This window comes from Flavobacterium sp. DG1-102-2 (assembly GCF_033042555.1).
GTDB lineage: Bacteria > Bacteroidota > Bacteroidia > Flavobacteriales > Flavobacteriaceae > Flavobacterium.
In genome coordinates this window covers 16,771-39,394 of the sequence record NZ_JAWLIK010000004.1, presented here as the reverse complement: position 1 = coordinate 39,394, position 22,624 = coordinate 16,771, and the positions used below count along the sequence as shown (strand labels likewise).

22 protein-coding genes and 1 tRNA gene are annotated in these 22,624 nt (G+C 40.0%); 13 read left to right on the top strand and 10 right to left on the bottom strand.

Features of this window, described 5'->3' with window-relative positions:
• Positions 1 to 38: 38 nt before the first annotated feature.
• The 3 genes from R1T16_RS07375 (at position 39) to R1T16_RS07365 (ending at position 4,023) form a co-directional block, all read left to right on the top strand.
• The gene (locus tag R1T16_RS07375; RefSeq protein WP_317500461.1) at positions 39 to 1,328 is read left to right on the top strand and encodes a UDP-N-acetylmuramoyl-tripeptide--D-alanyl-D-alanine ligase; all 1,290 of its coding nucleotides are present in this window, start codon (positions 39 to 41) and stop codon (positions 1,326 to 1,328) included.
• Between the two features lie 155 nt (positions 1,329 to 1,483).
• Entirely contained in the window at positions 1,484 to 2,671 is a 1,188-nt protein-coding gene (locus R1T16_RS07370) for an ankyrin repeat domain-containing protein (protein ID WP_317500460.1), read from the top strand.
• 17 nt (positions 2,672 to 2,688) lie between these two features.
• Positions 2,689 to 4,023, top strand: a complete 1,335-nt coding sequence (locus R1T16_RS07365) for an ankyrin repeat domain-containing protein (protein WP_317500459.1) — start codon at positions 2,689 to 2,691, stop codon at positions 4,021 to 4,023.
• Positions 4,024 to 4,089: 66 nt separating this feature from the next.
• On the opposite strand, the gene R1T16_RS07360 is transcribed toward R1T16_RS07365, so the two are convergent.
• Positions 4,090 to 4,743 (bottom strand): suppressor of fused domain protein, encoded by a 654-nt coding sequence (locus tag R1T16_RS07360; RefSeq protein ID WP_317500458.1) that lies wholly within the window; start codon positions 4,741 to 4,743, stop codon positions 4,090 to 4,092.
• Positions 4,744 to 4,843: 100 nt separating this feature from the next.
• Complete coding sequence (locus R1T16_RS07355) at positions 4,844 to 5,404, bottom strand: DUF6642 family protein (RefSeq protein ID WP_317500457.1); 561 nt, start codon at positions 5,402 to 5,404, stop codon at positions 4,844 to 4,846.
• A gap of 138 nt (positions 5,405 to 5,542) precedes the next feature.
• Here R1T16_RS07355 and R1T16_RS07350 point away from each other — a divergent pair, with 138 nt between their 5' ends.
• The 6 genes from R1T16_RS07350 (at position 5,543) to R1T16_RS07325 (ending at position 10,653) form a co-directional block, all read left to right on the top strand.
• Positions 5,543 to 6,409: an alpha/beta hydrolase gene (locus R1T16_RS07350; protein ID WP_317500456.1), complete on the top strand. Its 867-nt coding sequence runs from the start codon at positions 5,543 to 5,545 to the stop codon at positions 6,407 to 6,409.
• Between the two features lie 127 nt (positions 6,410 to 6,536).
• Positions 6,537 to 8,225 (top strand): RluA family pseudouridine synthase, encoded by a 1,689-nt coding sequence (locus R1T16_RS07345; RefSeq protein ID WP_317500455.1) that lies wholly within the window; start codon positions 6,537 to 6,539, stop codon positions 8,223 to 8,225.
• 31 nt (positions 8,226 to 8,256) lie between these two features.
• Positions 8,257 to 8,835 carry a Crp/Fnr family transcriptional regulator gene (locus R1T16_RS07340; RefSeq protein ID WP_317500454.1) on the top strand — a complete coding sequence of 193 codons (579 nt, stop codon included), beginning with the start codon at positions 8,257 to 8,259 and terminating at the stop codon, positions 8,833 to 8,835.
• Positions 8,836 to 8,906: 71 nt separating this feature from the next.
• Positions 8,907 to 9,794, top strand: a complete 888-nt coding sequence (locus R1T16_RS07335) for an SDR family oxidoreductase (protein WP_317500453.1) — start codon at positions 8,907 to 8,909, stop codon at positions 9,792 to 9,794.
• 129 nt (positions 9,795 to 9,923) lie between these two features.
• On the top strand, positions 9,924 to 10,169 hold the full coding sequence (locus R1T16_RS07330; protein ID WP_317500452.1) for a redox-active disulfide protein 2: 246 nt from the start codon (positions 9,924 to 9,926) through the stop codon (positions 10,167 to 10,169).
• 31 nt (positions 10,170 to 10,200) lie between these two features.
• Positions 10,201 to 10,653: a GNAT family N-acetyltransferase gene (locus R1T16_RS07325; protein WP_317500451.1), complete on the top strand. Its 453-nt coding sequence runs from the start codon at positions 10,201 to 10,203 to the stop codon at positions 10,651 to 10,653.
• 30 nt (positions 10,654 to 10,683) lie between these two features.
• Here the strand turns inward: R1T16_RS07325 and R1T16_RS07320 are convergent, their stop codons facing one another.
• Together R1T16_RS07320 and R1T16_RS07315 are read right to left on the bottom strand one after the other, a co-directional pair.
• Positions 10,684 to 11,832 carry an aspartyl protease family protein gene (locus R1T16_RS07320; RefSeq protein WP_317500450.1) on the bottom strand — a complete coding sequence of 383 codons (1,149 nt, stop codon included), beginning with the start codon at positions 11,830 to 11,832 and terminating at the stop codon, positions 10,684 to 10,686.
• A 136-nt stretch (positions 11,833 to 11,968) separates the two neighbouring features.
• Positions 11,969 to 12,187 carry a hypothetical protein gene (locus R1T16_RS07315; protein ID WP_317500449.1) on the bottom strand — a complete coding sequence of 73 codons (219 nt, stop codon included), beginning with the start codon at positions 12,185 to 12,187 and terminating at the stop codon, positions 11,969 to 11,971.
• A gap of 164 nt (positions 12,188 to 12,351) precedes the next feature.
• Here R1T16_RS07315 and R1T16_RS07310 point away from each other — a divergent pair, with 164 nt between their 5' ends.
• On the top strand, positions 12,352 to 14,166 hold the full coding sequence (locus tag R1T16_RS07310; RefSeq protein ID WP_317500448.1) for a histidine kinase: 1,815 nt from the start codon (positions 12,352 to 12,354) through the stop codon (positions 14,164 to 14,166).
• Positions 14,166 to 14,912 (top strand): LytTR family DNA-binding domain-containing protein, encoded by a 747-nt coding sequence (locus R1T16_RS07305; protein ID WP_317500447.1) that lies wholly within the window; start codon positions 14,166 to 14,168, stop codon positions 14,910 to 14,912. Before R1T16_RS07310 ends, R1T16_RS07305 begins: the two co-directional genes overlap by 1 nt.
• A 66-nt stretch (positions 14,913 to 14,978) precedes the next feature.
• Here R1T16_RS07305 and R1T16_RS07300 read toward each other — a convergent pair whose 3' ends face one another.
• From R1T16_RS07300 to R1T16_RS07285, 4 genes are all read right to left on the bottom strand, one after another.
• Positions 14,979 to 16,280 (bottom strand): NAD(P)/FAD-dependent oxidoreductase, encoded by a 1,302-nt coding sequence (locus R1T16_RS07300; protein ID WP_317500446.1) that lies wholly within the window; start codon positions 16,278 to 16,280, stop codon positions 14,979 to 14,981.
• 189 nt (positions 16,281 to 16,469) lie between these two features.
• Complete coding sequence (locus R1T16_RS07295; protein ID WP_317500445.1) at positions 16,470 to 16,943, bottom strand: hypothetical protein; 474 nt, start codon at positions 16,941 to 16,943, stop codon at positions 16,470 to 16,472.
• 17 nt (positions 16,944 to 16,960) lie between these two features.
• Positions 16,961 to 17,380 (bottom strand): Dabb family protein, encoded by a 420-nt coding sequence (locus R1T16_RS07290; protein WP_317500444.1) that lies wholly within the window; start codon positions 17,378 to 17,380, stop codon positions 16,961 to 16,963.
• Between the two features lie 9 nt (positions 17,381 to 17,389).
• A complete protein-coding gene (locus tag R1T16_RS07285) occupies positions 17,390 to 18,718 on the bottom strand; it encodes a hypothetical protein (RefSeq protein WP_317500443.1) in 1,329 nt (442 codons plus the stop codon).
• Between the two features lie 260 nt (positions 18,719 to 18,978).
• Here R1T16_RS07285 and R1T16_RS07280 point away from each other — a divergent pair, with 260 nt between their 5' ends.
• Both R1T16_RS07280 and R1T16_RS07275 read left to right on the top strand, forming a co-directional pair.
• Positions 18,979 to 19,668: a response regulator transcription factor gene (locus R1T16_RS07280; RefSeq protein WP_317500442.1), complete on the top strand. Its 690-nt coding sequence runs from the start codon at positions 18,979 to 18,981 to the stop codon at positions 19,666 to 19,668.
• On the top strand, positions 19,665 to 21,038 hold the full coding sequence (locus R1T16_RS07275) for a HAMP domain-containing sensor histidine kinase (protein WP_317500441.1): 1,374 nt from the start codon (positions 19,665 to 19,667) through the stop codon (positions 21,036 to 21,038). The genes R1T16_RS07280 and R1T16_RS07275 overlap by 4 nt, the downstream gene beginning before the upstream one ends.
• A 54-nt stretch (positions 21,039 to 21,092) precedes the next feature.
• On the opposite strand, the gene R1T16_RS07270 is transcribed toward R1T16_RS07275, so the two are convergent.
• Both R1T16_RS07270 and R1T16_RS07265 read right to left on the bottom strand, forming a co-directional pair.
• Positions 21,093 to 21,167: transfer RNA gene (locus tag R1T16_RS07270), tRNA-Val, on the bottom strand.
• 218 nt (positions 21,168 to 21,385) lie between these two features.
• Entirely contained in the window at positions 21,386 to 22,600 is a 1,215-nt protein-coding gene (locus R1T16_RS07265) for a folylpolyglutamate synthase/dihydrofolate synthase family protein (protein WP_317500440.1), read from the bottom strand.
• Positions 22,601 to 22,624 lie beyond the last annotated feature (24 nt).

Genomic DNA, 22,624 nt, shown 5'->3' with positions numbered 1-22,624 from the left:
AAGCCCTATCTTAGGGCTTTTATTATTTTATACACCTCATGGAAACCAAAGACCTTTATAACTGTTTCTTAGAATGCAGCGGTATCACTACCGATACCCGTAAAATAACACGCAACTCTCTTTTCTTTGCCCTTAAAGGCGACAACTTCGACGCGAACACCTTTGCAGACGAAGCAATCAATAAAGGTGCGCGCTATGTCGTAATAGATAATGCTGAGTACAAAACTTCAGATAAAATGCTTTTGGTTAAAGACAGTCTAAAAGCATTACAGGATTTGGCGCGCCATCATCGCAGGGAACTCGGGCTTCCGGTTATTGCACTCACAGGGAGTAACGGAAAGACCACTACAAAGGAGCTTATAAATGTGGTCTTATCTAAAGTGTATACTACCACGGCAACAATTGGCAATCTAAACAATCATATAGGCGTGCCCCTTACCCTGCTCTCCTTTACAAAAGATACCGAAATAGGCATTGTAGAAATGGGAGCCAATCATCAGCAGGAAATTGCTTTTCTATGCAGTATTGCTGAACCTAACTTTGGCTATATAACAAATTTTGGCAAGGCACACCTTGAAGGTTTTGGTGGTTTTGAAGGCGTAATAAAAGGGAAAAGCGAACTATACAATTACCTTATAGAAAACACAAAAACAGCGTTTGTAAATCTTGATGATCCTATCCAGAAGGAAAAGACGGCAAGCCTGTCGCGCTACACTTTTGCGGTAGACGATTACAATTGCGACGTAAGGATAGAGGCAGTTTCTGCAAACCCAATGGTAGCTGTAAAATATAATAGCCTTACCATAACTTCGCACCTGATAGGTATTTATAATGCAACAAACATAAGTGCTGCAATTACGATTGGGCATCATTTTAAAGTGAGTGATACACTGATTAAAGATGCCATAGAAGATTACATTCCTACCAATAACCGCTCACAGCTGTTAGAAAAAAACAGCAACAAAATAATACTTGATGCTTACAATGCTAACCCTAGCAGCATGAAGGCAGCCATAACAAACTTTCTTCAGCTCAACACCGAAAGCAGCTACAAAATTGCTGTCTTAGGTGATATGTTTGAGTTGGGAAATGAAAGTTCTGAGGAGCATTTAAAAATCGTCGAATCATTGAGCAATGTAGAAGACCTTGAAATTTATTTTGTAGGCAAAGACTTCTACAGCCATAAAAATGATATCGCGTACCTGCATTTTTATGAGAGCTACGACAGTTTCAAGGAAAATTTCATTAGAGTCCATCCGCAAAACAAAACAATACTTATAAAAGGTTCGAGGGGCATGGCACTCGAAAGAACATTAGATCTTATATAAAATTAAGCTTCCGCTAGGGAAGCTTTTTTTATGCACAATGCATAATTAAAGTAAACGTTAAAAAAATGTTTAAATTCCATGTATATTTTCTTACTCTCTTTACATTTGGAAACCCTTGCTATATACTCATAGAATAGGAACCAAAATACATCATCATGTCCAATCAGACCGAACTTATTGAAGCTTTTTCAAGGCATAAAATAGACGATGCCAGAATACTTTTAAACAATCCCGAAAACATTCCCCAAAGCCTTGATGCCTTCAGGAACAATCAGCTTTTTGATACGCTTACAAGAGAAAAAGCTTTTGATATCATAAACCTTTTTATCGACAAGAAACTTATTGATACTGATATTTATGATTACGATCGTTTGTCAGGATCGCTATTTGAAAGCATTTTCAGGAATTTAAAAGATGATGAAGAGTCGGTGGCATTTGTTAAGGAACTAATGCCTAAACTGAGCAGCATTAACGACGCTGTAGCTAATGAAACTTTAGTAAGCCTTGCACTTTCGTCAAGAGCGAACCCTGCCCTCGTTAGTGTTCTTATAGATGAAGGCTGTGATGTTTCTGCTGTAAATAATGCTGAAGACACCTACCTTCACCAGATAGCAAAAGACCAGATGATGCCTGTTGACCTTAGTCTTGCTTACGCAAAGCTTTTAATTGATAACGGACTGGATGTTAATGCCGGAAACATAGTTAAGGAAACACCAATCATGACGGCTATCTCACGCAACAAGAAAGAATTGGTGCAATTGCTCATGGAAAATGGTGCGAAGCCAAACGAAGAGAATAAGGATGGCGAAACAGCCTATTGCCAGATTGTCGTGCATCAGCTAAGCGCTGCTTTGTATAACATTGTTAGGGAATTTGAGAAACCTGATTTCGATAAAAAAAATAAGAATGGAGAGGCTTTTTTTATAGAGTACTTAAGGCGTTCCAATACTGCTTCGGAGTCTACTGTAACGCTTCTTAAAGCGATGCTGGAAGATGGGGCAGATCTGCTTCAGACATCCAATTATTACAGCAAGGATTTAAACGGCTATGACGTATTAGCAGAAAAACCTTTTGACTTGTTTGAAATTATCATAAAGGCAGACGGCACTGACGTGAATTACACTGATAATAATGGCAATACCCTGCTTCATAAGGTTGCGGCATATAACGTTAACTACGATCAGAATGCAGCACGCGATACCTATAAAAAGTCGAAGGCACTACTTGAACTTGGTGTTGATGCCAATGCTACAAACAACGCCGATGAAACAGCCATGATGATCGCTTCTGCCGATAACCTGAAAAGTAAAACTGTCGAATTGCTGCTTAGCGCAAAAGCTTAAAAAGAAACTTTATGTCAATGTCATTTATAATTGCCTGCGAAGCAGGTAAACGAAAAATAGCCGAAATACTGCTTAAGAATAAAGAAGTAGATGTAACCTATACCGATGAAAAAGGAAGGACTGCATTGCACTATGCCGCACATAACGGATACCTTGACATCGTAAAAGGCCTTGTTGAAGAAGGGGCTGACATCAATTACGAAGACCATCAGGGCGAAACGCCTCTTTATTTTGCGTGCCTGCAAAAACAAAAACAGGTGGCAGGATACCTGATAGACCAGGGTGCATCGGTAAATATCAACGACCACAAAGGCAACAGCCTGCTGCACCTTACGGCAAGCCTGGGTCAGACAGATGTATTGGAAAAGCTATTGGACAAAGGGCTTGATGCTAACCTTGAGAACAACGAAGCTGAAACGCCAATAATGCTCGCAGCGTATTGCGGGCACAGGGAAGTGATCGCTAAACTTGCCGACAGGGGAGCGAATATCAATGCAGTAGACAAAAACGGAAATACGGCATTACTTTTTGCAGTACAGTCGAAGAATCTGCAGGCAGTACAAACGCTTACAGAAAAAGGTGCAGCCGTAAACCACCTGAACCAACGTGGCGAAAGTGCGCTGCTATTGGCGTGCTACCAGAACAACAATATGATCATAAAATATCTGCTGCTTAATGGCGCCGATCCTAAAGTTGCTGCAAACAACGGACTGTCGCCAATATGGTATGCCTGCAATAATAACCAAAAAGAGATTGTTGCCCTTTTCCTTGAACATGGCATAGATGTAAACTACAGCAAGCCAATTGCAGGAAACGACAATGATATGGGTTCGTACCTTGACTGGGTGCTCGCCACTAATGACCTTGCTGCCGACAGTAATTTCAGCCTGAGCACAAGCGCCGCTTATGGTGCTGAAAGTCTGCTGCATGCAGCTGTAAAAAACGGCCATTTGAGCATGGTAAAACTGCTGGTTGAAAAAGGCGCAATAGTAAACGTACAGGACCAGAGCGGTAACACGCCTTTACATTATGCTGCTGCCGGGGGTAAAAAAGATATCGTAAAATACCTCCTTGAAAAAGATGCCGATGCGTCTCTGACCAATGTAAAAGAACAAAAGGCGATAGACTACTCAAATACTAAAGGCTTTAATGAAATAACCGAATTGCTGCTCACTAAAAGCCCTAAAGATGTCGTAACGATGGAGCCTGCTCCACAAGCCGCGACAACAGTACTATCAGGTGGAATTGCTGATAAGAAACAGCCATTACTGGATATAAAAGAACTCCTTGATGCGGGAATACTGACACAGGAAGAATTTGATGCTGAAAAGCAGAAGATACTCAAGGGATAATACTTATACTAACAAAGCTTCAGTTCACACTGAAGCTTCGTTTATTTCTAAAAGTAGTAGACTGACCTAAACAAGGCTTTCGCGCCCGTTATCAACAACTTCTTTAGTATCGTTTTCTATAAGCAGGTCAAAGAACCTGCCATAGCCATTTTCAATTTTAAATTCAACCTCGTCCCTGTATAACGGAAAGACAGAGTGAATTGTAATGAGCTTTCCATCGCGCCTTATCTCTGTAAAATCTTCATCAAGCGTAGCTGAAGGCAAAAGCACTGCACCTGCAAATTCGGTTTCGTCAGAATAAGGTTCAAAGTCAGCAGAATACTGGAGCGTATGCCCCTCGCCTATCCAGGTATCATACTCGTGCGGAAAGCGTGCCGTAAGTTTCAGCATGCTTATGATCCAGTCGTTAGGATTTTCCCCGGTGTGCACATCGGCAAAGTCGATATCTTTTGGCACTAAAGCCATAAGTTCGGCAAACTGCAAATCTTCATACCCATCGATATCTTCCGGTATATTCATAGCAAGCGTACTCATGCCTGCTGTAAGCAGTATATTGAAATTATGCTTATCTGAACGGATATAATAAACATCAAGATGAATATCGGGCGAAAAAATCTCATGGAAAACGGTAACTTCATCATCAGAATACAAATTAGAAAGATGTTCGTCTATCCATTCCGCATGTTCATAAAAATAGTGTCGGTCGTCTGTATTTTCCATAAATTAAAATTGCTTGTTTTACTATTTGGTCTGCACTTTATTTCCCTAATTTAGTTTAAATATCCTACATAAAAAAATCGGGTTACAAACTAACATAATTTTAATAATACAACCTGAAATCAAGCAATTTGCAAAGCGCATAGTAGTTTTGGTGAAGCTCTTCGACAATATCTATTACATCATCTGTTTCTTCAAACAGGCTAAAGAAGGCTTTATCCAGGCCGCTGCTGGTTACACTCCTCGTCATTTCGCCATATCCAGATACGGCACGCGCGCCTGTAATATCTAAGAAATATTGTGACTCCTCTGCGGTAAGGTCAAGTACCTTCGCATTGGCAAAGTGAATGATCTTTCCTTTCATCCTCCCTTCAAAAAGTTCGGCAATCTCTTCAAAACTGTAATAATAGTTATTCAGACAAATGTTGTTTCCCTCGCCCGGCATCACGAGATATATGATCTCATAATTCTTAAAGTTATGATCATCATACAGCAGGGCATTCAAACTTTCCTCCAGCCCTTCAATCGTATCACAGGTTTTGTAAATACTGTCAATCCCCTGATTAAAGGCGAGCTGTTCTAAATTCTTCAGCACCTCGCTATTACTATCTACCTCCACATCATCTACTGCTTCAAGACAGAAGATAAACTTTTCATCATCCATACAAGTCTGTTTTTTCTCAACGTACCACAAATATATGAGTTTGCGTAAAAACATGATTTGCAAAAATCAAACCTTATCAAATAAAGAAGGCCTATCAAACAAACGTTAGTATCTTTACAGACTTACAACAATCGATAGATGAAATCTGCATTTACACTATTCCTTACCGTATTATTATCACTTAACGGTTTTTCGCAATCAGGCAAAAAAACAAAAACGAGCACCAAAAAGCCATTTGTACTGGGTATCATTGATGAGATCTATTCTAAAGAGCTGAAAGAAAAAAGGATACTGAACATTTACCTACCTGAAGGATATTCTGAAACCGACACACTAAAATATCCTGTAACCTACCTGCTTGACGGGTCTGCCGATGAAGATTTCATACACGTTGCGGGCATCTATCAATTCAATAATTTTGAATGGGTTAACCAGACACCAAAATCCATAATTGTAGGCATCGCCACTGTTGACAGGCGCAGGGATTTTACCTATCCTACAGCAATAGAAACTGACAAAGAAAAATATCTGACATCGGGCCACTCTGATAATTTTATTGCATTTATAGAAAGAGAGCTCCAGCCGTATATCCAACAAAATTATAAGGTAACCGAAGACAAAACGATTATAGGCCAATCGTTAGGCGGATTACTGGCTACTGAAATCCTGTTGAAGAAACCGGAACTGTTTACCAACTACATAATTATAAGTCCAAGTTTGTGGTGGAACAACGGCTCGCTGCTTAATACGACTACTGCACTACTTGAAAAAATCTCTGCTACAACTACCATTTATATTGGCGTAGGAAAAGAAGGCCTTTCCCCTACCCAGCAACCGCGTGTCATGGAAGTGGACGCCAATCTGCTGGCAGAAAAAATAACGAACGCCGGGAATAAGAACCTAAAAGTATATTTTGAGTATCTTCCGCAGGAAAACCATGCTACAATCTCTCACCAGGCGATCGTAAACGCGTTGCGAAAAATTTACGCGACAGACAGGTATTAGGAAGATAAAACGTATCAAATGTTTAGTGACCCGCAGGATTTTACTAAAACAGAAATTAATTGTGCCTCTGTGATTTACTATGCAAAGAATATCTATTACTTTCGCAGTCTAAATTAAGAGATAGAAAGTGCCCGATACACCCCATAATAGAATCACCTATTTTCCTGAAGCCTCAATTGCCGGAATAGCATTACCCGAAAGGTTTACCTTTCCGTTTTTCTATGAGCCGCATCCGCTTACGGTAATTGCAGCCAACGAATTGCAGCATTACCTTGAAACGCAAACAGACCTTGACCATAATTTCGGACTCATAGAAGGCCAGGAGGGATTGGTAATAGGCAAAATGTTTGGGGTGCTTGTAGTTGAAGATAATCAGGGACGTTTGGGCTACTTATCGGCATTTTCAGGAAAGCTGGCCGATTCTAACGACCATGATCGTTTTGTACCTCCCGTTTTTGACATGCTTGTTGAAGACAGTTTCTTCCTCAAAGAACAATACATACTAAACGACATAAATGACCGGGTAAAACAAATAGAGGAAAGCGAAGACTACCAATTGCTGAAAATACAGTTTGAAGAACTTTCTGCACAATCATTAAGAGAAATAGCAGCCTTTAAAAAACACCTTAAGAGCAATAAGGCCTACCGGAAAAAATTAAGGGAAAGACGCAAAAATGTCATCAACGAAACTGAATACGCCCGTTTTGAGGCGTACCTGATACGACACAGTCATTATGACAACCATCAGTTCAACCTGCTTGCTGACCGTTGGAAAAAACAACTGGAAGAAATTCAGACGGAACTGGTAAGGCTTAGCGATACCGTAGAAAATTTAAAGAAAGAACGCAGGGAAAAGTCTGGCGCATTACAGCAGCAGCTTTTTGAACAGTATGTGTTTTTAAACAAAGATAAAAAAGAGAAAAGCCTGCACGCTATTTTTAGCGAAACGGTTTTTGGTAAACCGCCTGCTGCTGCCGGAGAATGTGCCACCCCAAAATTACTGCAATATGCATTTTCTAATAATTACAAACCGCTGGCCATGGCAGAATTTTGGTGGGGAGCGCCGCCAAAATCGGAGATCAGGAAACACAAGCAGTATTACCCTGCCTGCAACGGAAAATGCAAACCGATCCTGAAACACATGCTTGAGGGAATGACCCTTGACGAAAACCTTCTGCTGAAAAACCTTGGCGAAGGAAAAAAACTGGAAATCGTTTATGAAGATGATAGCTTCGTTGTAGTAAATAAACCTGCCGAACTCCTATCGGTACCCGGAATACAGGTCCAGGATTCGGTGTACACACGTCTTCAGTTTGAGTTTGGCGACATAGAGCCGCTTATCATTCACAGGCTGGATATGGCAACATCCGGACTATTGGTAGTTGCTAAAACTAAGGAAGCGCATAAAGAGATACAAAGGCAATTTATAAAACGAACCGTTAACAAACGCTATACAGCACTGCTTTCTAAAGTCATCGACGCAGAAGAAGGGACGGTGACATTGCCACTTCGTGGCGACCTTGACGACAGGCCAAGGCAATTGGTATGCTTTGAATTTGGAAAAAAGGCAGTTACTCGATGGAAGGTCGTAGAGCGAAAAGAAACAACAACTAAAGTACACTTTTGGCCCCTTACGGGCAGGACGCATCAATTGCGTATGCATTCGGCACACGAACTGGGACTTAACGCACCCATAGTAGGTGATGACCTTTACGGAACTGCTTCAAACAGACTTCATCTTCACGCTGCCTACTTAGAATTTACCCATCCGGTAAAAGGAAAGATAGTTAGTTTTGAAATAAAAGAGGATTTTTAACCAGAATCATATTATTTGATACTTTTGTATCATGCTATCTGATTTTGAAAATTACTTAAAATTACAAACCGGGCTGCCTGACGATGCCATACAAACCGTTAGCGGCATGGCAGAATTACGCACGCTAAGCCGTAATGAACAGCTGCTTACCGCCGGCGATATCTGTCGCCATAAGGTGTTTGTGATTTACGGCCTGTTGCGCACTTTTAGCACCGGTACAAATGGTAATGAGCATATCTTACAGTTTTCTCCTGAGAACACATGGACGCTGGATGTAGAAAGCTATGACAAGCAGATACCCTCACTCGTAACTATTGAAGCCATAGAACCGAGCGAAGTATTGTTATGGCAGAGGGACAATTTCAACAAAATACTGCATGACTTTCCGCTGCTTAAACAATTTTCTGAACAGCTCATCGCCCGCAATGTGCACTACAGCAGACAGCGAATCATAATGAGCCTTGGTGCAACACCCGAAGAAAAATATGAAGACTTCGTGCGCACCTTTCCCGACTATCTTAACCGCCTGCCTTTACGAATGATTGCCGGCTATCTCGGCATTTCAGTCAAAACACTTACACGCTTACGTCATGCGCAATTGCACCGATAATCAAACAGGGACATTTGACCACGTTTTTAGATCTTGCATTACCTTTCTTTGTAGTACTAAAATCATAAATTATGCGAGTATTTGTTACAGGAGCCTCGGGTTTTGTAGGTTCCGCTGTTGTAAACGAACTGGTATCGGCCGGACATAAAGTACTGGGGCTGGTACGATCTGAAAGTAATGCAAAAAAACTGGAAGACGCCGGTGCCGAAGCCTGCCTGGGCGACGTAAACGATCTTGATGCCATTAAAAAATGTGCAGCTGAATGCGATGCAGTTATACACACTGCCTTTAACCATGACTTTTCACAATATAACGCCAGCTGCGAAGCCGACCGCAAAGTTATAGAAGCTTTTGGCGATGCGCTTTTAGGCACAGATAAACCTTTGGTTATCACTTCGGGCATAGGCCTGCTGCGCCTCGACCGACTTGTGACTGAAGACGATTCACTTTCGGTATCATCGGATGTAATACCAAGAGCAGCATCAGAAGAAGCTGCAAAAGCAACAACAAAAAAAGGCGTGAACACCTATGTAGTTCGCCTCCCTCCTACCGTGCACGGTGCCGGCGACTACGGATTTGTTTACTTTACAATTACCATGGCAAAAGCTAATGGAAAGTCGGCGTACATCGGTAATGGCTCAAACCAATGGCCTGCTGTGCACAGGCTGGATGCAGCCAAAGTTTACCGCCTCATCGTGGAACAAAAACTGGAACAAAAAACATTTCATCCAGTTGCAGAGCAGGGAATACCTTTTAAGGATATCGCCGAAACCATTGGCAGAGGACTCAACCTGCCAACAGTAAGCCTGACGCAGGACGAAGCCGAAAAACATTTTACATGGTTTACCCATTTTGCAGCAATGGATGTTGCAGCCTCTGGTGAGAAAACACGCAGAATACTCGGTTGGGAGCCTACAAATATTGATCTTATAAGCGATATGGAAGCTTCTTATTTTTAATTTAAAGACACTTTAAAATCCTCAGTTAATACTGGGGATTTTTTTGGCCAAAATCTACAGTCTAAAAAATAAGAAAATTTAGATAAAAAATAATACTTTAGTAAATTCATACAACCAAATCGACCCACAATGAAAAAGGAAAAATTTACTAATAAAACCACAGAGGAGCTTATAAGGGATGAGAAAAGTTTAAGAGTGATCTCACTTATGTTTGCTGGAGCATTATTTGTGCTTTTTGTTGCAACAATTTACATGACATTTAAAAATGGTTTTACTGCATTATCTATTGTTCCAATTGCCATACTGCCTACCCTGATCATAAACATCAACAACTGGAATGAGGTTAAAAAGGAAATAAAAGAGAGAAATTCATAGCCCGAAGTAAATCTACGCCATTCGTAAAGCTATGAAAATACTCAGAGCAAACAGCAGGGACAGTACCACGTTAACCAAATTAACCAAACGGTCTAAAGCACACTGGGGCTACTCTGATGAACAGATAGAGCTATGGTCGGAACAGCTGACTATTTCCGCGTCGTATATCGAAACGACATCTGTCTATAAGTTGATGATCGGTAACATAATTGCAGGCTACTATTCTTTTTATAATAAAGATGAATACACCATAAAACTGGACAACTTATTCATCCTGCCCGAATACATTGGCAAAGGGTTTGGCCGAATCTTAATGAATGATTTCCTGCTTCACCTGAAAAAGACGAATGCTAAAAAAGTGATCCTTGATTCAGAACCTAATGCTGAAGAGTTTTATGCAAAGCTGGGGTTTATAAAAACCGGACAACATAAATCATCAATCAAGGACCGGTTTTTACCCATGATGGAGTTATCCATCATTTAAAAAGCTGCTTTTCAAGGAATTTACAGCTTACTATTTCTCAACATACTCCACGTCAAAAAGTGAGTTAGGCTTAAGGTAAACCACATTATGCTGAAAGTCCATTACTATGTTGAAGCGTTTAAGCACTTCGTTGCCTAATATATGGATGTTTGCCCCGCGCATTGGCTTATTACCGGTAAGCACCTGAGCAGGAACATTTTTTAAATGATATTTCCCTATTGACAGCGTTTGTAAACGCGAAGTAATAACGGGTACTTCATTACCCGATGCTCCATGCATTAAAACCTTGTTTATAACTTCCATTTTTTCTGTCGGAAAGTTATGTTTCGCCAAGAGATCATTGTCCAGCATCACTGTTTTTTGGAATCCCGTATCAAACAAAAACCTCTCGGTATTTGTCACACCGCTTTGTGTTATGCTGCTTTCTACAACAAAAATTTGGTTGAAATAACTAATATTCAGTTTGGTGTATGCCTTATCTTTTTTTACGTTTTTAGGAATTTTAGAATGCACGACCATGAGATTCTTATCATAGTTAAGCTCTACAATCATTCCGTCAAAAAGGTTCCATCCAAAACGGCCATCAGTATCGTGTCCTGTTAATTCTGTATCAAACACCACCGGATCATACATCCTTCCTCCTAATTCCAGCTCATGTCTCTCGCTATATAATTTAGGAGCTGATTTGACCTTAGACTGCAGCGCTTCCCTGGTAATAACTAATTCGGTCGTTCCCGAATCGTAATTCAGATTCAGAGTATCGACTTTATTCAGCACCCCCTTTACATAAATAGTATTCTGTTCGTTCATTACCAATGCTATTGAATCATGGATCTCCGGTTTAAGAGTACTGAAATCTTTACGCTGCGGCCCCTGAATTTTCGTGTAGCAGGAATCCTTACCTTTTAACAGTACGATAAAATCCTTTTGCTCCCCGGGCTTAATGGTAAAGCTTATCGAGTCAGCATCGGTTTTAAACTTTACAATAGTTGACTTTACAATTTTGCTGGTTGTAAAAACATCGGGTTTGGTTTCGGGACTTAAATTCCAGTTTGTAACAGAATTACCAGCCTCAAATATCCATGCCTGCTTAGAACCAGCTTTAATTACAGGGAGCTTTTTTTGCGAAAAACCAAAAGTTGAAAAAAGTATGAAAAAGGTAAGCGTGATTTGTTTCATGGCGCAGATAAATTTTGGAGAAGTTACTACATTTTCTTACACAAAGCCTAACGAAAATGCATCCAAAATTATTGCTATAAAACAAAAAAGCCTTAGTTTTCACTAAGGCTTCATGTCAATAAATTCTTTATCAGAATTATTTTTTTACTTCTGTAGAAGTTTCAGTCTTAACTTCAGTAGTTTTAACTGTATCAACTGCAGGAGCAGCAGCAGTATCAACTGCAGTCTCTTCAACTGGAGCAGCAACAGTATCAGTAACTACTTCAGTAGTTTCTGTAGTTTCAGCTTTTTTATCACAGCTTGTAAGGTTAAGTGCAGCAACTAGAGCAATGCTAAGTACGATTAATTTTTTCATGATGTTATTTTTAAAAGAGTTATTTTTTCGATTTTTATCTGGTACAAATGTATTTCAATAAACCACCCACTTTATAGAGAAATGGTGAAACAGGCATTTCACTTGGTCAAACTAATAGGAAAAGCATGTAAAATTGATTTACTTTACATTACTAATACTTTACAATGCAACGTTTCACGGCCATATTATATCTGTTTACTGCTCTTTTCCTGATTCCAAACGGAGTAAAAGCGCAGGATAGCGTACCTAAAAAAAAGGAAACTCCTGCCGAACTAAAAAAAGCAGCTACCAACCTGGAACGTTCACTTATTGAAAATGACAACTCTAAGATTGCACGCAACTATGAGCTTCTTGCACAGGGTTTTGTAGACAAGGACGATTTAGCTAAAGCCGAAGAATACCTCATCAAGGCACAAGAGATATATGTCGCTTCAAAAAATGCATCGGCGAGGGCAAGGGTTATACGAAATATTGCTAAAATACAGGAGTCGCAAAACAAACTGCGCTATGCTACCCAAAATTACAAAGCTGCAGAGCTGACTGCTACCGATAAAACGTCTAAAACACTGAATGCTAACGATTACAACCGCCTTAAAAACGCAGGTAACAGTGAACTTGAAGATAAATACCTGAATGCTAATATAGACCTGCTTAAAAACGTTGGCAAAAAAAGTGAAGTGGCAGATACCTACATTCAGCTGGCCGAACTGAACCTTAAAAATTCTGACACCGTTAACGCCCTCGAAAAATATGAGCAGGCGCTGCCTTATGCCAAAAACATATCTGAAAAAGTAATTAAGATCTATAATGAAACAGCCAGGCTGGACGTTGCCGGAAAACAATATGAAGAGGCTGTTGCGGTTGTAGAAAAGCTACTTGCAGAAGCCGCAAAAATTAAAGATTACAACACCCAGATAACACAGTTGCAATATCTTGCCTCGATATACTTTAAAATGGAGGATGCCAAAAATGGTGTAGATGCCCTAAAAGAATCATATAAGATTGCCTCTGTAAACGGAAAAACCTTTGAAGCCAGAGGCAGCCTCCTGCTGCTGGTGGATTATTATAAGTCTATAGGCGATGATAAGGCTATCATGGAGACGTACGAAGAGTTCCTAAAAAACATTGACCGCATAATACTTTCTGACAATTCACTTACCGACGCGAAGACATTTAAGGTAACCGAAGAAAGGATACGCAGGCTGGAAAACGAGAAGATGTTTAAAGACGAACTTATAAGCAGGCAGAATACGTTCAACTATTTCCTGTTGGGCGCAATGGTACTACTGCTATTGCTTTTTGGTTTTATCGTTAAAACGTTCTACTCTATAAAAACGAAGAATAAAGAGATTGCGCTGCAGTCGCTCAGGCTGGAGATGAATCCGCATTTTTTGTTCAACAGCCTTAATAGCGTTAACCAGTTCATTGCACAAAACAACGAGCTTGCCGCTAATAAGTACCTTACCTCTTACTCTAACCTGATGCGCAATACGATGGAAAATTCTAATAAAGACTTCGTAACTTTGGGCAATGAGATCGAGAACTTAACAAAATACCTGGAGCTGGAGCACCTGCGCTTTAAAGATAAGTTTGACTTTGAGATAACGGTAGACGAAAAGCTGGATCACGAAACTATCTGGATACCTAATATGATTATTCAGCCACATCTTGAAAACGCTATTTGGCACGGGCTTCGATACAAAGAAGAGAAAGGTAAACTGAAGCTTCATTTTTCGCTAAACGGAAAAACAATCCTTATCACTGTTGATGACGATGGCATCGGCCCCACAAAAAGCAGCGAACTCAAAACGCACAACCAGAAAGAGCACCAGTCACGCGGACTGACCAACACAAAAGAACGCATGACACTGCTTAATGAATTATACAAAACAAAAATGGACTTTACCATAACCGAAAAGAAAAGTCCGGAAACCGGAACCGTTGTTGCAATCACGTTCCCGATAATACACAGAAAATAATGAGTCTTTCTAAAATAAGAAGCGTAATAGTAGAAGATGAAACTGCCGCGAGGGAAGTACTGCGAAGCTATCTAACAAAATACTGCCCTCAGATAGAAATCGTAGGCGAAGCTCAAAACAGCAGGGAAGCTGTTCCGCTTTTACACGAACTTCAGCCGCAACTTGTTTTCCTTGATGTAGAAATGCCCTTTGGCAACGCTTTTGACGTGCTTGAAGCCTGCAGCGACCTTACTTTTGAAACTATTTTTGTTACCGCATTCTCTGATTATTCATTAAAAGCACTGAATATGAGTGCAGCTTACTACCTGCTGAAACCCATAAGCATTGAAGAGCTTATCGTCGCTGTGAATAAGGTATACCAGGAGATAATGAATAAAGAGCTGTTTAACCGTAACAAGGTGATAGTAGAAAACTTCAGAGAGCCTAAAGCCGAAAAGCAGCAGGTAATACTGCCTACTATGGAGGGCTTTGAGATAGTAAAAATGGACGAAATAATGAGGCTTAAAGGCAACGGCAATTTTACCGATCTGTACCTTACCAACGGTTCTAAAAAAATGGCCTGCCGATTCCTGAAACATTTCTCAGAAATGCTGCCGCTTCCTTTTTTAAGGGTTCATAAATCGCATATTGTAAACCTCAACTTTGTAAAACTATACAACAAAGGGGGCTACATAACCCTTCAGGATGGTGCAGAAGTGGAGATATCACCTACCTATAAAGAAGATTTTCTGAAGAATTTTAAGTAATAAATTTAAAAGCTGCTAATTTTAGGGGAGCGTTGCTTAATAATAAATTTTGAACCTGTTTTAACGCTATTCTAAAATCATCTCTGCCACTTGCTTTCCGCTGGTCAGGGCCGCTTCTACAGTACCCATCGCAGGCCCGTCGTATAAATATTCGCCTGCAAAATAGATGGTATTTTCAAATGGCTCTTGCAAAACTTTGCGGGCTTCAGGGCTTTTAACTTTATCGTAGGCATAAGAGCCACGCGTAAATGACTCTGAAGTCCAGTTAGCTACATTCCATGCCGTCAGTTTGTTTTGCAATTTCTCCGGGGCGATTTTAAAGACATGGCTTAAAGATGCAATAGCCATTTTCATAATTTCCTGATCAGGAAGATCTTTGATCTTGTAGGCGGGCGGGCCACCTATCCATCCTGTAAGCAACGTACTGCGATTTGGCGATTGTGTCCAGAAGGTTGAAATTTCAGTATCCGCAAATAAAAAACCCATTCCCGAAAGATCTGAACCATTCAGGCTGGTTAAAGCAGTGTCCTCCCAAAACATCTCATCAAACTCAAGAAGTATTTTTATAACCGAACCAAATCCAATATTCTGCGTTGCCTTTAAATGTGAATATAATTGCGGATTAAATTTAACCGAGCCTTCACCCTCTTCTGATTGTAATACTCCTAATGGCAATGCTACAATTGCCTGCTGCGCTTCATAAACGATTCCATCATTAGTAATAACTTTCAGGCGGCCATCTTCTATCAGCACTTCTTTTGCTATGGTATTTAAAAGAATTTCATTATTGTTTCCAGTACAGGCATCGGCAAGATACTGTACCATCGTCTGGTATCCATCCTTTAGCCGAAACTGGCTGTCCTCGTCTTCATTATTCCATTCCCTGCGCAGGGAAAAGACACTTGCATCAAGTGCATCTGCCGTATCATATCCTGCAACATAATTCTCAATCTGTGCGCGCTGCTTTTCCCGCTCTTTACCCGAGTAGTGTTGTTCTAAAAAATCGTGCAAAGTCATATCCTTTTCTAAGCTATTCAGTTTTTCCAGCAATCCATTCCAGCCTTCAATAAACTCGTTGTTTTGCTTGAATGCAGTCTCACGATACTGCCACATCTCAAAACCCACTTCAACTACCTCTATTCCGGCTTCCCTAAGGAGATTCAGGGTAACAGGCAGCTTCCCGTGAACAAACTCCGCCCCTAATTCTACATGCCCTGAAAAACCATTCTCTTTTATGGTATGTATCCTTCCGCCCAAGCGATTGCGTGCTTCAAGTACCCTAATTGATTTACCTGCTTTTACAAGACCATAGGCAGCCATGAGCCCGGCAGCTCCCCCTCCTATTATAATAACATCTGTTCTTTTCATTGCATTCATTAATGATACAAGATAGTAAATAATGGGTTATCCAATTTTATAAATTTATTGTATAATTCTAATGCTTTATACCATTATTTTAGTAACATTCCAACACAAAAAAGCTCCAGTAAACACTGAAGCTTTTAGAAACAAAAAACAAATTGAGCAGTAAAACCAACTCATAAAACTATTTACAAATTATTGTGCATCTGCAATAAACAGGTCATCTGCATTTTCTGTAATAGGTATATAAAGGCGTTCCCAAACATTAGTATCAACCATATCCCAGCTGTGCCCTTTACCTTTAAGGTCTTCGGCAAGTAACACTACGCCGGGCTCTATTACAAACGTACTACCGTCGGACACTTTAAATTTAATTTTACCTTTTACCGTTACTACATACTGCCTTCTTGGCGCAGGGTGTGCATTCTTTTCCCATTCTTCAGTTTTATTGCTGTACCAGCACGAAGCAGTATTCATGTGCTTTAAAGAAGGTATGTAGCCTTTTTCAAATGCACAGGTGCCATCAGGGTTATTTATCAAACGTATTGCAGGTATGCTGCCTGCTTCCTCTAAAGGTTTTGCAGATATATTTTTTTGAGTTTGCGCGTTGCCGTTATTGGCTAACATAAAAGTTACGATCACGAGTAGTCCTTTTAATAAGCGTATCATTGTATTTGATTTTAAAGTTATTTATCATACACTGTATCGTGTACCATCATTTTAGTGAAATAGGGTTTGTATTTTGCTACCAGTGCCAAGTGTTCTTTAAGCTGGCCATAGGCCTCAAGGTCTTCTAGCGAATCAAAATCCATTGAGGCATTGTAGGTAAATGAATTGTCAACAACAGCCCTTGGCGTAGAATTTGCCGGTTTCCCATAACGAAAGTTCTTTACATACGGCAGTTTTTTAAGGCCTTCAAAAAAGTTTTCAAATTCTTTAACCTCCGCTGTGGTAAGCTCAGGTTTCAGCCAAAAAAGCAGATAGTGAAAGTAAACTGTTTTTGGTTTAACTTCGGTTTCGTTAAAAGTGCTTCCTAAAACTTTTCCTCCTACAAGTGCAAGTGCTCCCGCTCCTGCCGACTTGATAATAAAATTTCTTCTTTCCATATTATTTTTTTAATTAAAGTCAATCCTGTATTTTAAGACAAACTGCCATTTCCTGTCAGACACCGTTGCCTGACCAGCACTGTTTAGCGTATAAATGGGGCGGTTTTGCGCATCAAACGTAAATCGTGACGACATACCATTCATGAGCAGCGATATACCAGCATCATAGGTTAATGCTTTGTCATGCAGCCCGTCAAGGTCAGACAGCGTTATACTACCGGCAGGCTGTAGCTGAAGTGTGTTTTTTTCTTTATTGAAGTAAGGCAATGTACCGCCTATCTGTAAGTAATATGTATTTCCTGTTCCTATTACCGGAGAGGCATTACCTGCGCCATTTAGGCTTGCAGATACCGCAACCACACCGCTTGCAGGGTTACTTACACCTGAATAGCGTGTGTAGTTAGGCCCATAGTCATTATTCATCGCCATAGCATAAGCACTGAATGATGTACCGCGCTCTTTATTAATTGGGGTGTCATAAAAAAGGTCTACCGCAAAACTCTTTTCATCATCATGAACTGTGGTGCCTGCACCGTCTAAATGCCATAAGGCATTATGCATATATTCGAAACCCGCACCTAATGCCAATACTTTTTTCTTCCCGTTATATGTACCTGAATGGAATGGCGAAGAATTATTTTCGCTTTCAAAAAATTCGTATTTAAAGTAACCAGAGTAGTCTTTGTTAGGATGTGTTTTACTAAAGTTGGCTACATTAAACTGTGGGTCGGCACTCACATTTGTATACGGGTCAGCAATTACAAGGCGATAGTCCAGCCTGCCTATCTGCCCTTTTGCATATATACTAAACTCCCTCACCACCTCATCAGATATACCTGCATTTGCCGTGGCATAAGACGGTAAATCATACAGCAATGTATTTAAAGGACCTGTTGTAAACCTTGAAAGTCCCCTCCATGTTGATCTACCTGCACCGGCAGAAATCACGTTGTTAAACTTATACTCGGCATAGGCATCAAGAAGTTCAAAGCCCGGATTTGTTTTAGCGGCCACGTTTACGTTAGTAAGCCCGCCCTGTAGTATGAACGTAAGCTTCTCTGTTGGCTGATAAGCCATTTTTATCCTTACCCTTCGTAATGACAGGTCAGATATACTGTTAACCTGCTCGCCGTTTACTAAGCTCCCGGGGTTAAGCTCTGCGTAGCGGGCCCATATTTCGGTATAGCCGCTAAACGATATGGACCGTGTTTTTTCAGGATTAAAGAAATGTGTAAGTGTGGGGTTGCCAAAATCATTTGTTTTTTGTGCGTGTACCATAGTGACAGCTCCTAAAAGAAAAAAGAAGCACAACCCAATTTTTAAATAACCTGTTTTCATTATAGTAAGAGTTACATTTTGCGTAGCGGTGATCACTACTTGTTTTTTAACAGGTCAAAGGTAAGTTCAGGCTGCGCCAGGGGTCATTAGAAAAGTATTAGAATGCTTATAGAATGTTATTAGAAAGAAGCAATTTTAAAACATAAAAACCTAACATCCAGAATCTTGAAAACCACATACATCAAACAGCCATTCTACAGGGAATCTATAACAGGAATTATTGTTGTAATTTTGAGACTGATTTGAAAAACAGTATCCAGATGAAGATGTTGATAGTAGAAGATAACAGTCGTGTCTCGGCATTGCTTAAACGGGGACTCGAAAGCCAGGGCTACCAGGTATATATAGCTGAGGATGCAGAAGAAGGACTTGTCCTGTTAGAAAAGATTGCTTTTGAACTCATCATTACCGATATCATGCTGCCCGGTATAGATGGTATTGCCTTTTGCAAAAGAATACGCCATTCAGGCAGCAAAACACCTATAATAATGCTCACCGCTTTAGGGACTATTGATGAGAAGATTGAAGGCTTTGATGCAGGAGCAGACGATTATCTTGTTAAGCCCTTTGAAATAAGGGAACTTTATGCGAGAGTTAAAGCACTATTACAACGCAAGCAGGATACAGCAAACCCTGTTGAAGAGGCCACGCAAATTGTTTATGACAGCCTGAGGATGGACAAGCTGACCAAAGTTATATACAGGGATGGATTAGCTATTAACCTAACTCCTAAAGAATTTAACCTGCTTCACTTTATGATGCAGAATCCCGAAAGGCTCCTTACCCGCGATGAAATAGCCGATAATGTATGGGGAAATAATTTTGACACAGGCACCAATTATATTGATGTATACATTGCCTACCTAAGAAAAAAAATCGATAAAGGTTTTGACCAAAAGCTTATACATACCAAAGTGGGTATGGGATTCATATTAAGCAATAAACTATGAAATTAGTTACCCGCACGGCACTCGCCTATGCTCTTTTAACAGCAGCTATCCTTTTCGTATTTGCTTACAGCGTATACTTTGTATCTGAAAAGAACAGAAAAGATGAATTCTTTGACCGACTGGATTATAAGATAATATGGCGCGCCGAATTTATTTTTGATGCTCATATAAATAAGGACCTCATAAGGATATTGCACAGAAAAAACCAGACAGTTTTAAACGAGGCCGACATTAGCGTTTATGACAGTAATTTTAATCTTTACTTCTCCGATAACACACCGCCTCTTGGCAACCTGAAACAATTACAGGTAATAAAAAAGAACACTTTTTTAAACTGGTCTGACCAAAAATACCAGTATCGTGGTATTGTATACCGCAATAAAAACGAAGACTTCTATATTATTGGCAAGGCTGTAGATGTAACCGGACTTAATCATATTAGTGCTTTTAAAGAAAATGTACTATATGTTTACATTGGATCTATAGCAGTCATTTTTATTATTGGTTTTGGCTTCTCGTATTACACGTTGAAGCCGCTAAAGGAAATTATCTTCCAGATAAGGGATATCTCTGAGCATAACCTAAATAAACGTATTGTGGTACCAAAGGCTAAAGATGAACTTTATGAACTCACACAAACCTTTAATGCAACCTTTAATCGGTTAGAACAATCGTTTAACAATCACAGGAATTTTGTAACCACCATATCACATGAGTTTCGTACGCCGCTTTCAATTTTGATAGCCGAAATAGAATTAGGCAAAGAACTCAACCAGACTATTGACGATTATAAAATTTCGCTTGACAATGCCCTTGAAGAAGCAAACCATGTTTCTCAGCTTTCCACGGCACTGCTTGACTTTGCAAGAGCAAACTATGATGTATCTCAAATAAAGATGTCACACCTGCGTATTGATGAAGTTCTTGTAGAAGCAAAATTAAACCTGCTAAACAGAAAAGATATAAATTACAAAATTGGTGTAAGCTATGCCGATTCTGATGAAACAGATGCGAACTCGTATGACTATCTGGGAAATCCTTATTTATTACAGGCTGCATTTTCTAATATCATAGAAAATGCGTGTAAATACTCAGACAATCATTCCTGCCACATTAATATTAACGCATCTGAAGATGCAGTTACCCTTAAATTTTTGGATAATGGAATAGGTATTCCCAAAGAAGATCTTGAAAAGATATATGGGCTGTTTTACAGGGGGAAAAATAAAAACCATGAAAAAGGTTATGGCATAGGTTTGTCAATAGTCAAACAAATTATCAGTCTTCACAACGGTTCAATTGATGTTACATCTGTTGTGGGAAAAGGAACTGTGTTTACGGTTGTGCTGCCTATAAATAACAATTTATAGCGTAGAACTGTCCGGAAATGTAAAAAGCCGAAACTTGCGTTTCGGCTTTTCTTGTGGGCGATGAGGGATTCGAACCCCCGACCCTCTCGGTGTAAACGAGATGCTCTGAACCAACTGAGCTAATCGCCCTATTTTTCGTAATTCGCAACCGTTATTTAGTTCCTTATTACGGGTGCAAATATAGGGCTGTTTTTGATATCTGCAAACTTAAAAGCAAAAAAAATAGAATTATTTTTCTGGCTAAGCTTGTATTTTAGGTTAAACTTTTAATAACATTCTGTTATAAAATAAAATACAGAACACTTACGATTTAAACTTTTATATAATTATTTTTCACTCCCTACACATTACAAAACCTCTGCAACAACAAATGTACTTCCTCCAATATAGATAAAGTCGGAAATTGCCGAATCACCCAAGGCTGTTTGGTAGGCTTCCGTTACAGAGTTATAAATTTTACCCTGTAAACCGAAGCTTTCTGCTGCTTCTTTTAATATTACCACATCTAATCCTCTTGGTACATTTGGTTTACAGAAATAGTAAACAGCATCTTTTGGGAATAGCGGCAATATACTTGGAAGGTCTTTATCGTTTACCACTCCAAGCACGATGCGAAGCGTGTCAAACTTTTGCTCAACAAGCTGCGCCATTACAAGTTTAAGCCCGTGGCTGTTGTGTGCAGTGTCTGCTATCACCACCGGCCCTGAGTGTATTTGCTGCCATCTGCCCATAAAGCCTGTATTTTTGGAAACGTGAAGCAGTCCTTGTTTTATATGCTCTGGATTTACTGCAAAATTTTCCGGCAACAGTTCGATAGTTTTTAAAACTGTTTTTTGGTTCTGCTTTTGGTAATCGCCTTTAAGGTCTGACGGATAATGTTCTACAACCTCATCTGAAGCAAAATACAGCGGAGCATTCACCTCTTTGGCTTTTGCTAAGAACACAGATTTGGTTTCAGTAATATATTCACCTATCACCGCCGGAATGCCTGCTTTTATAATCCCTGCCTTCTCGCCCGCTATGGCTGTAAGCGTATCGCCAAGAAACTGCATATGGTCCATGCCAATATTAGTGATTACCGATACCAATGGCGTGATCACATTGGTAGAATCAAGCCTTCCTCCCAGCCCGGTCTCTATTATCGCAATATCCACTTTTTCCTGCCTGAAATAGTCAAAGGCAAGCCCTACTGTCATTTCGAAAAAACTAAGCTGGCTGGACTCAAAGAACGATTTATTATCGGCAATGAATTTTACGACAAAGTCTTCTGAAATATCTTCACCATTTATCTTGATGCGTTCCCTGAAGTCTTTTAGGTGCGGCGATGTGTAAAGTCCGGTTTTATAACCCGACTCCTGTAATATTGAAGCCAGCATATTAGACACAGACCCTTTGCCGTTAGTCCCGGCAATGTGTATCGTCTTTACTTCTCTCTCAGGATTACCCAAATGTGCTGTAAGCAGCAATGTATTTGTTAAATCTACTTTATAAGCTGATGCCCCCTGGAATTGATACACAGGCAGCTGGGCAAACATCCATTCTACGGTTTCTGTATAGTTCATAATAAAAAAATGACAGGGGTAAAA

Coding starts and splice junctions, on each gene's coding strand:
- R1T16_RS07375 (WP_317500461.1), top strand. CDS start 39: ATGGAAACCAAAGACCTTTATAACTGTTTCTTAGAATGCAGCGGTATC.
- R1T16_RS07370 (WP_317500460.1), top strand. CDS start 1,484: ATGTCCAATCAGACCGAACTTATTGAAGCTTTTTCAAGGCATAAAATA.
- R1T16_RS07365 (WP_317500459.1), top strand. CDS start 2,689: ATGTCATTTATAATTGCCTGCGAAGCAGGTAAACGAAAAATAGCCGAA.
- R1T16_RS07360 (WP_317500458.1), bottom strand. CDS start 4,743: ATGGAAAATACAGACGACCGACACTATTTTTATGAACATGCGGAATGG.
- R1T16_RS07355 (WP_317500457.1), bottom strand. CDS start 5,404: ATGGATGATGAAAAGTTTATCTTCTGTCTTGAAGCAGTAGATGATGTG.
- R1T16_RS07350 (WP_317500456.1), top strand. CDS start 5,543: ATGAAATCTGCATTTACACTATTCCTTACCGTATTATTATCACTTAAC.
- R1T16_RS07340 (WP_317500454.1), top strand. CDS start 8,257: ATGCTATCTGATTTTGAAAATTACTTAAAATTACAAACCGGGCTGCCT.
- R1T16_RS07335 (WP_317500453.1), top strand. CDS start 8,907: ATGCGAGTATTTGTTACAGGAGCCTCGGGTTTTGTAGGTTCCGCTGTT.
- R1T16_RS07330 (WP_317500452.1), top strand. CDS start 9,924: ATGAAAAAGGAAAAATTTACTAATAAAACCACAGAGGAGCTTATAAGG.
- R1T16_RS07325 (WP_317500451.1), top strand. CDS start 10,201: ATGAAAATACTCAGAGCAAACAGCAGGGACAGTACCACGTTAACCAAA.
- R1T16_RS07320 (WP_317500450.1), bottom strand. CDS start 11,832: ATGAAACAAATCACGCTTACCTTTTTCATACTTTTTTCAACTTTTGGT.
- R1T16_RS07315 (WP_317500449.1), bottom strand. CDS start 12,187: ATGAAAAAATTAATCGTACTTAGCATTGCTCTAGTTGCTGCACTTAAC.
- R1T16_RS07310 (WP_317500448.1), top strand. CDS start 12,352: ATGCAACGTTTCACGGCCATATTATATCTGTTTACTGCTCTTTTCCTG.
- R1T16_RS07305 (WP_317500447.1), top strand. CDS start 14,166: ATGAGTCTTTCTAAAATAAGAAGCGTAATAGTAGAAGATGAAACTGCC.
- R1T16_RS07300 (WP_317500446.1), bottom strand. CDS start 16,280: ATGAAAAGAACAGATGTTATTATAATAGGAGGGGGAGCTGCCGGGCTC.
- R1T16_RS07295 (WP_317500445.1), bottom strand. CDS start 16,943: ATGATACGCTTATTAAAAGGACTACTCGTGATCGTAACTTTTATGTTA.
- R1T16_RS07290 (WP_317500444.1), bottom strand. CDS start 17,380: ATGGAAAGAAGAAATTTTATTATCAAGTCGGCAGGAGCGGGAGCACTT.
- R1T16_RS07285 (WP_317500443.1), bottom strand. CDS start 18,718: ATGAAAACAGGTTATTTAAAAATTGGGTTGTGCTTCTTTTTTCTTTTA.
- R1T16_RS07280 (WP_317500442.1), top strand. CDS start 18,979: ATGAAGATGTTGATAGTAGAAGATAACAGTCGTGTCTCGGCATTGCTT.
- R1T16_RS07275 (WP_317500441.1), top strand. CDS start 19,665: ATGAAATTAGTTACCCGCACGGCACTCGCCTATGCTCTTTTAACAGCA.
- R1T16_RS07265 (WP_317500440.1), bottom strand. CDS start 22,600: ATGAACTATACAGAAACCGTAGAATGGATGTTTGCCCAGCTGCCTGTG.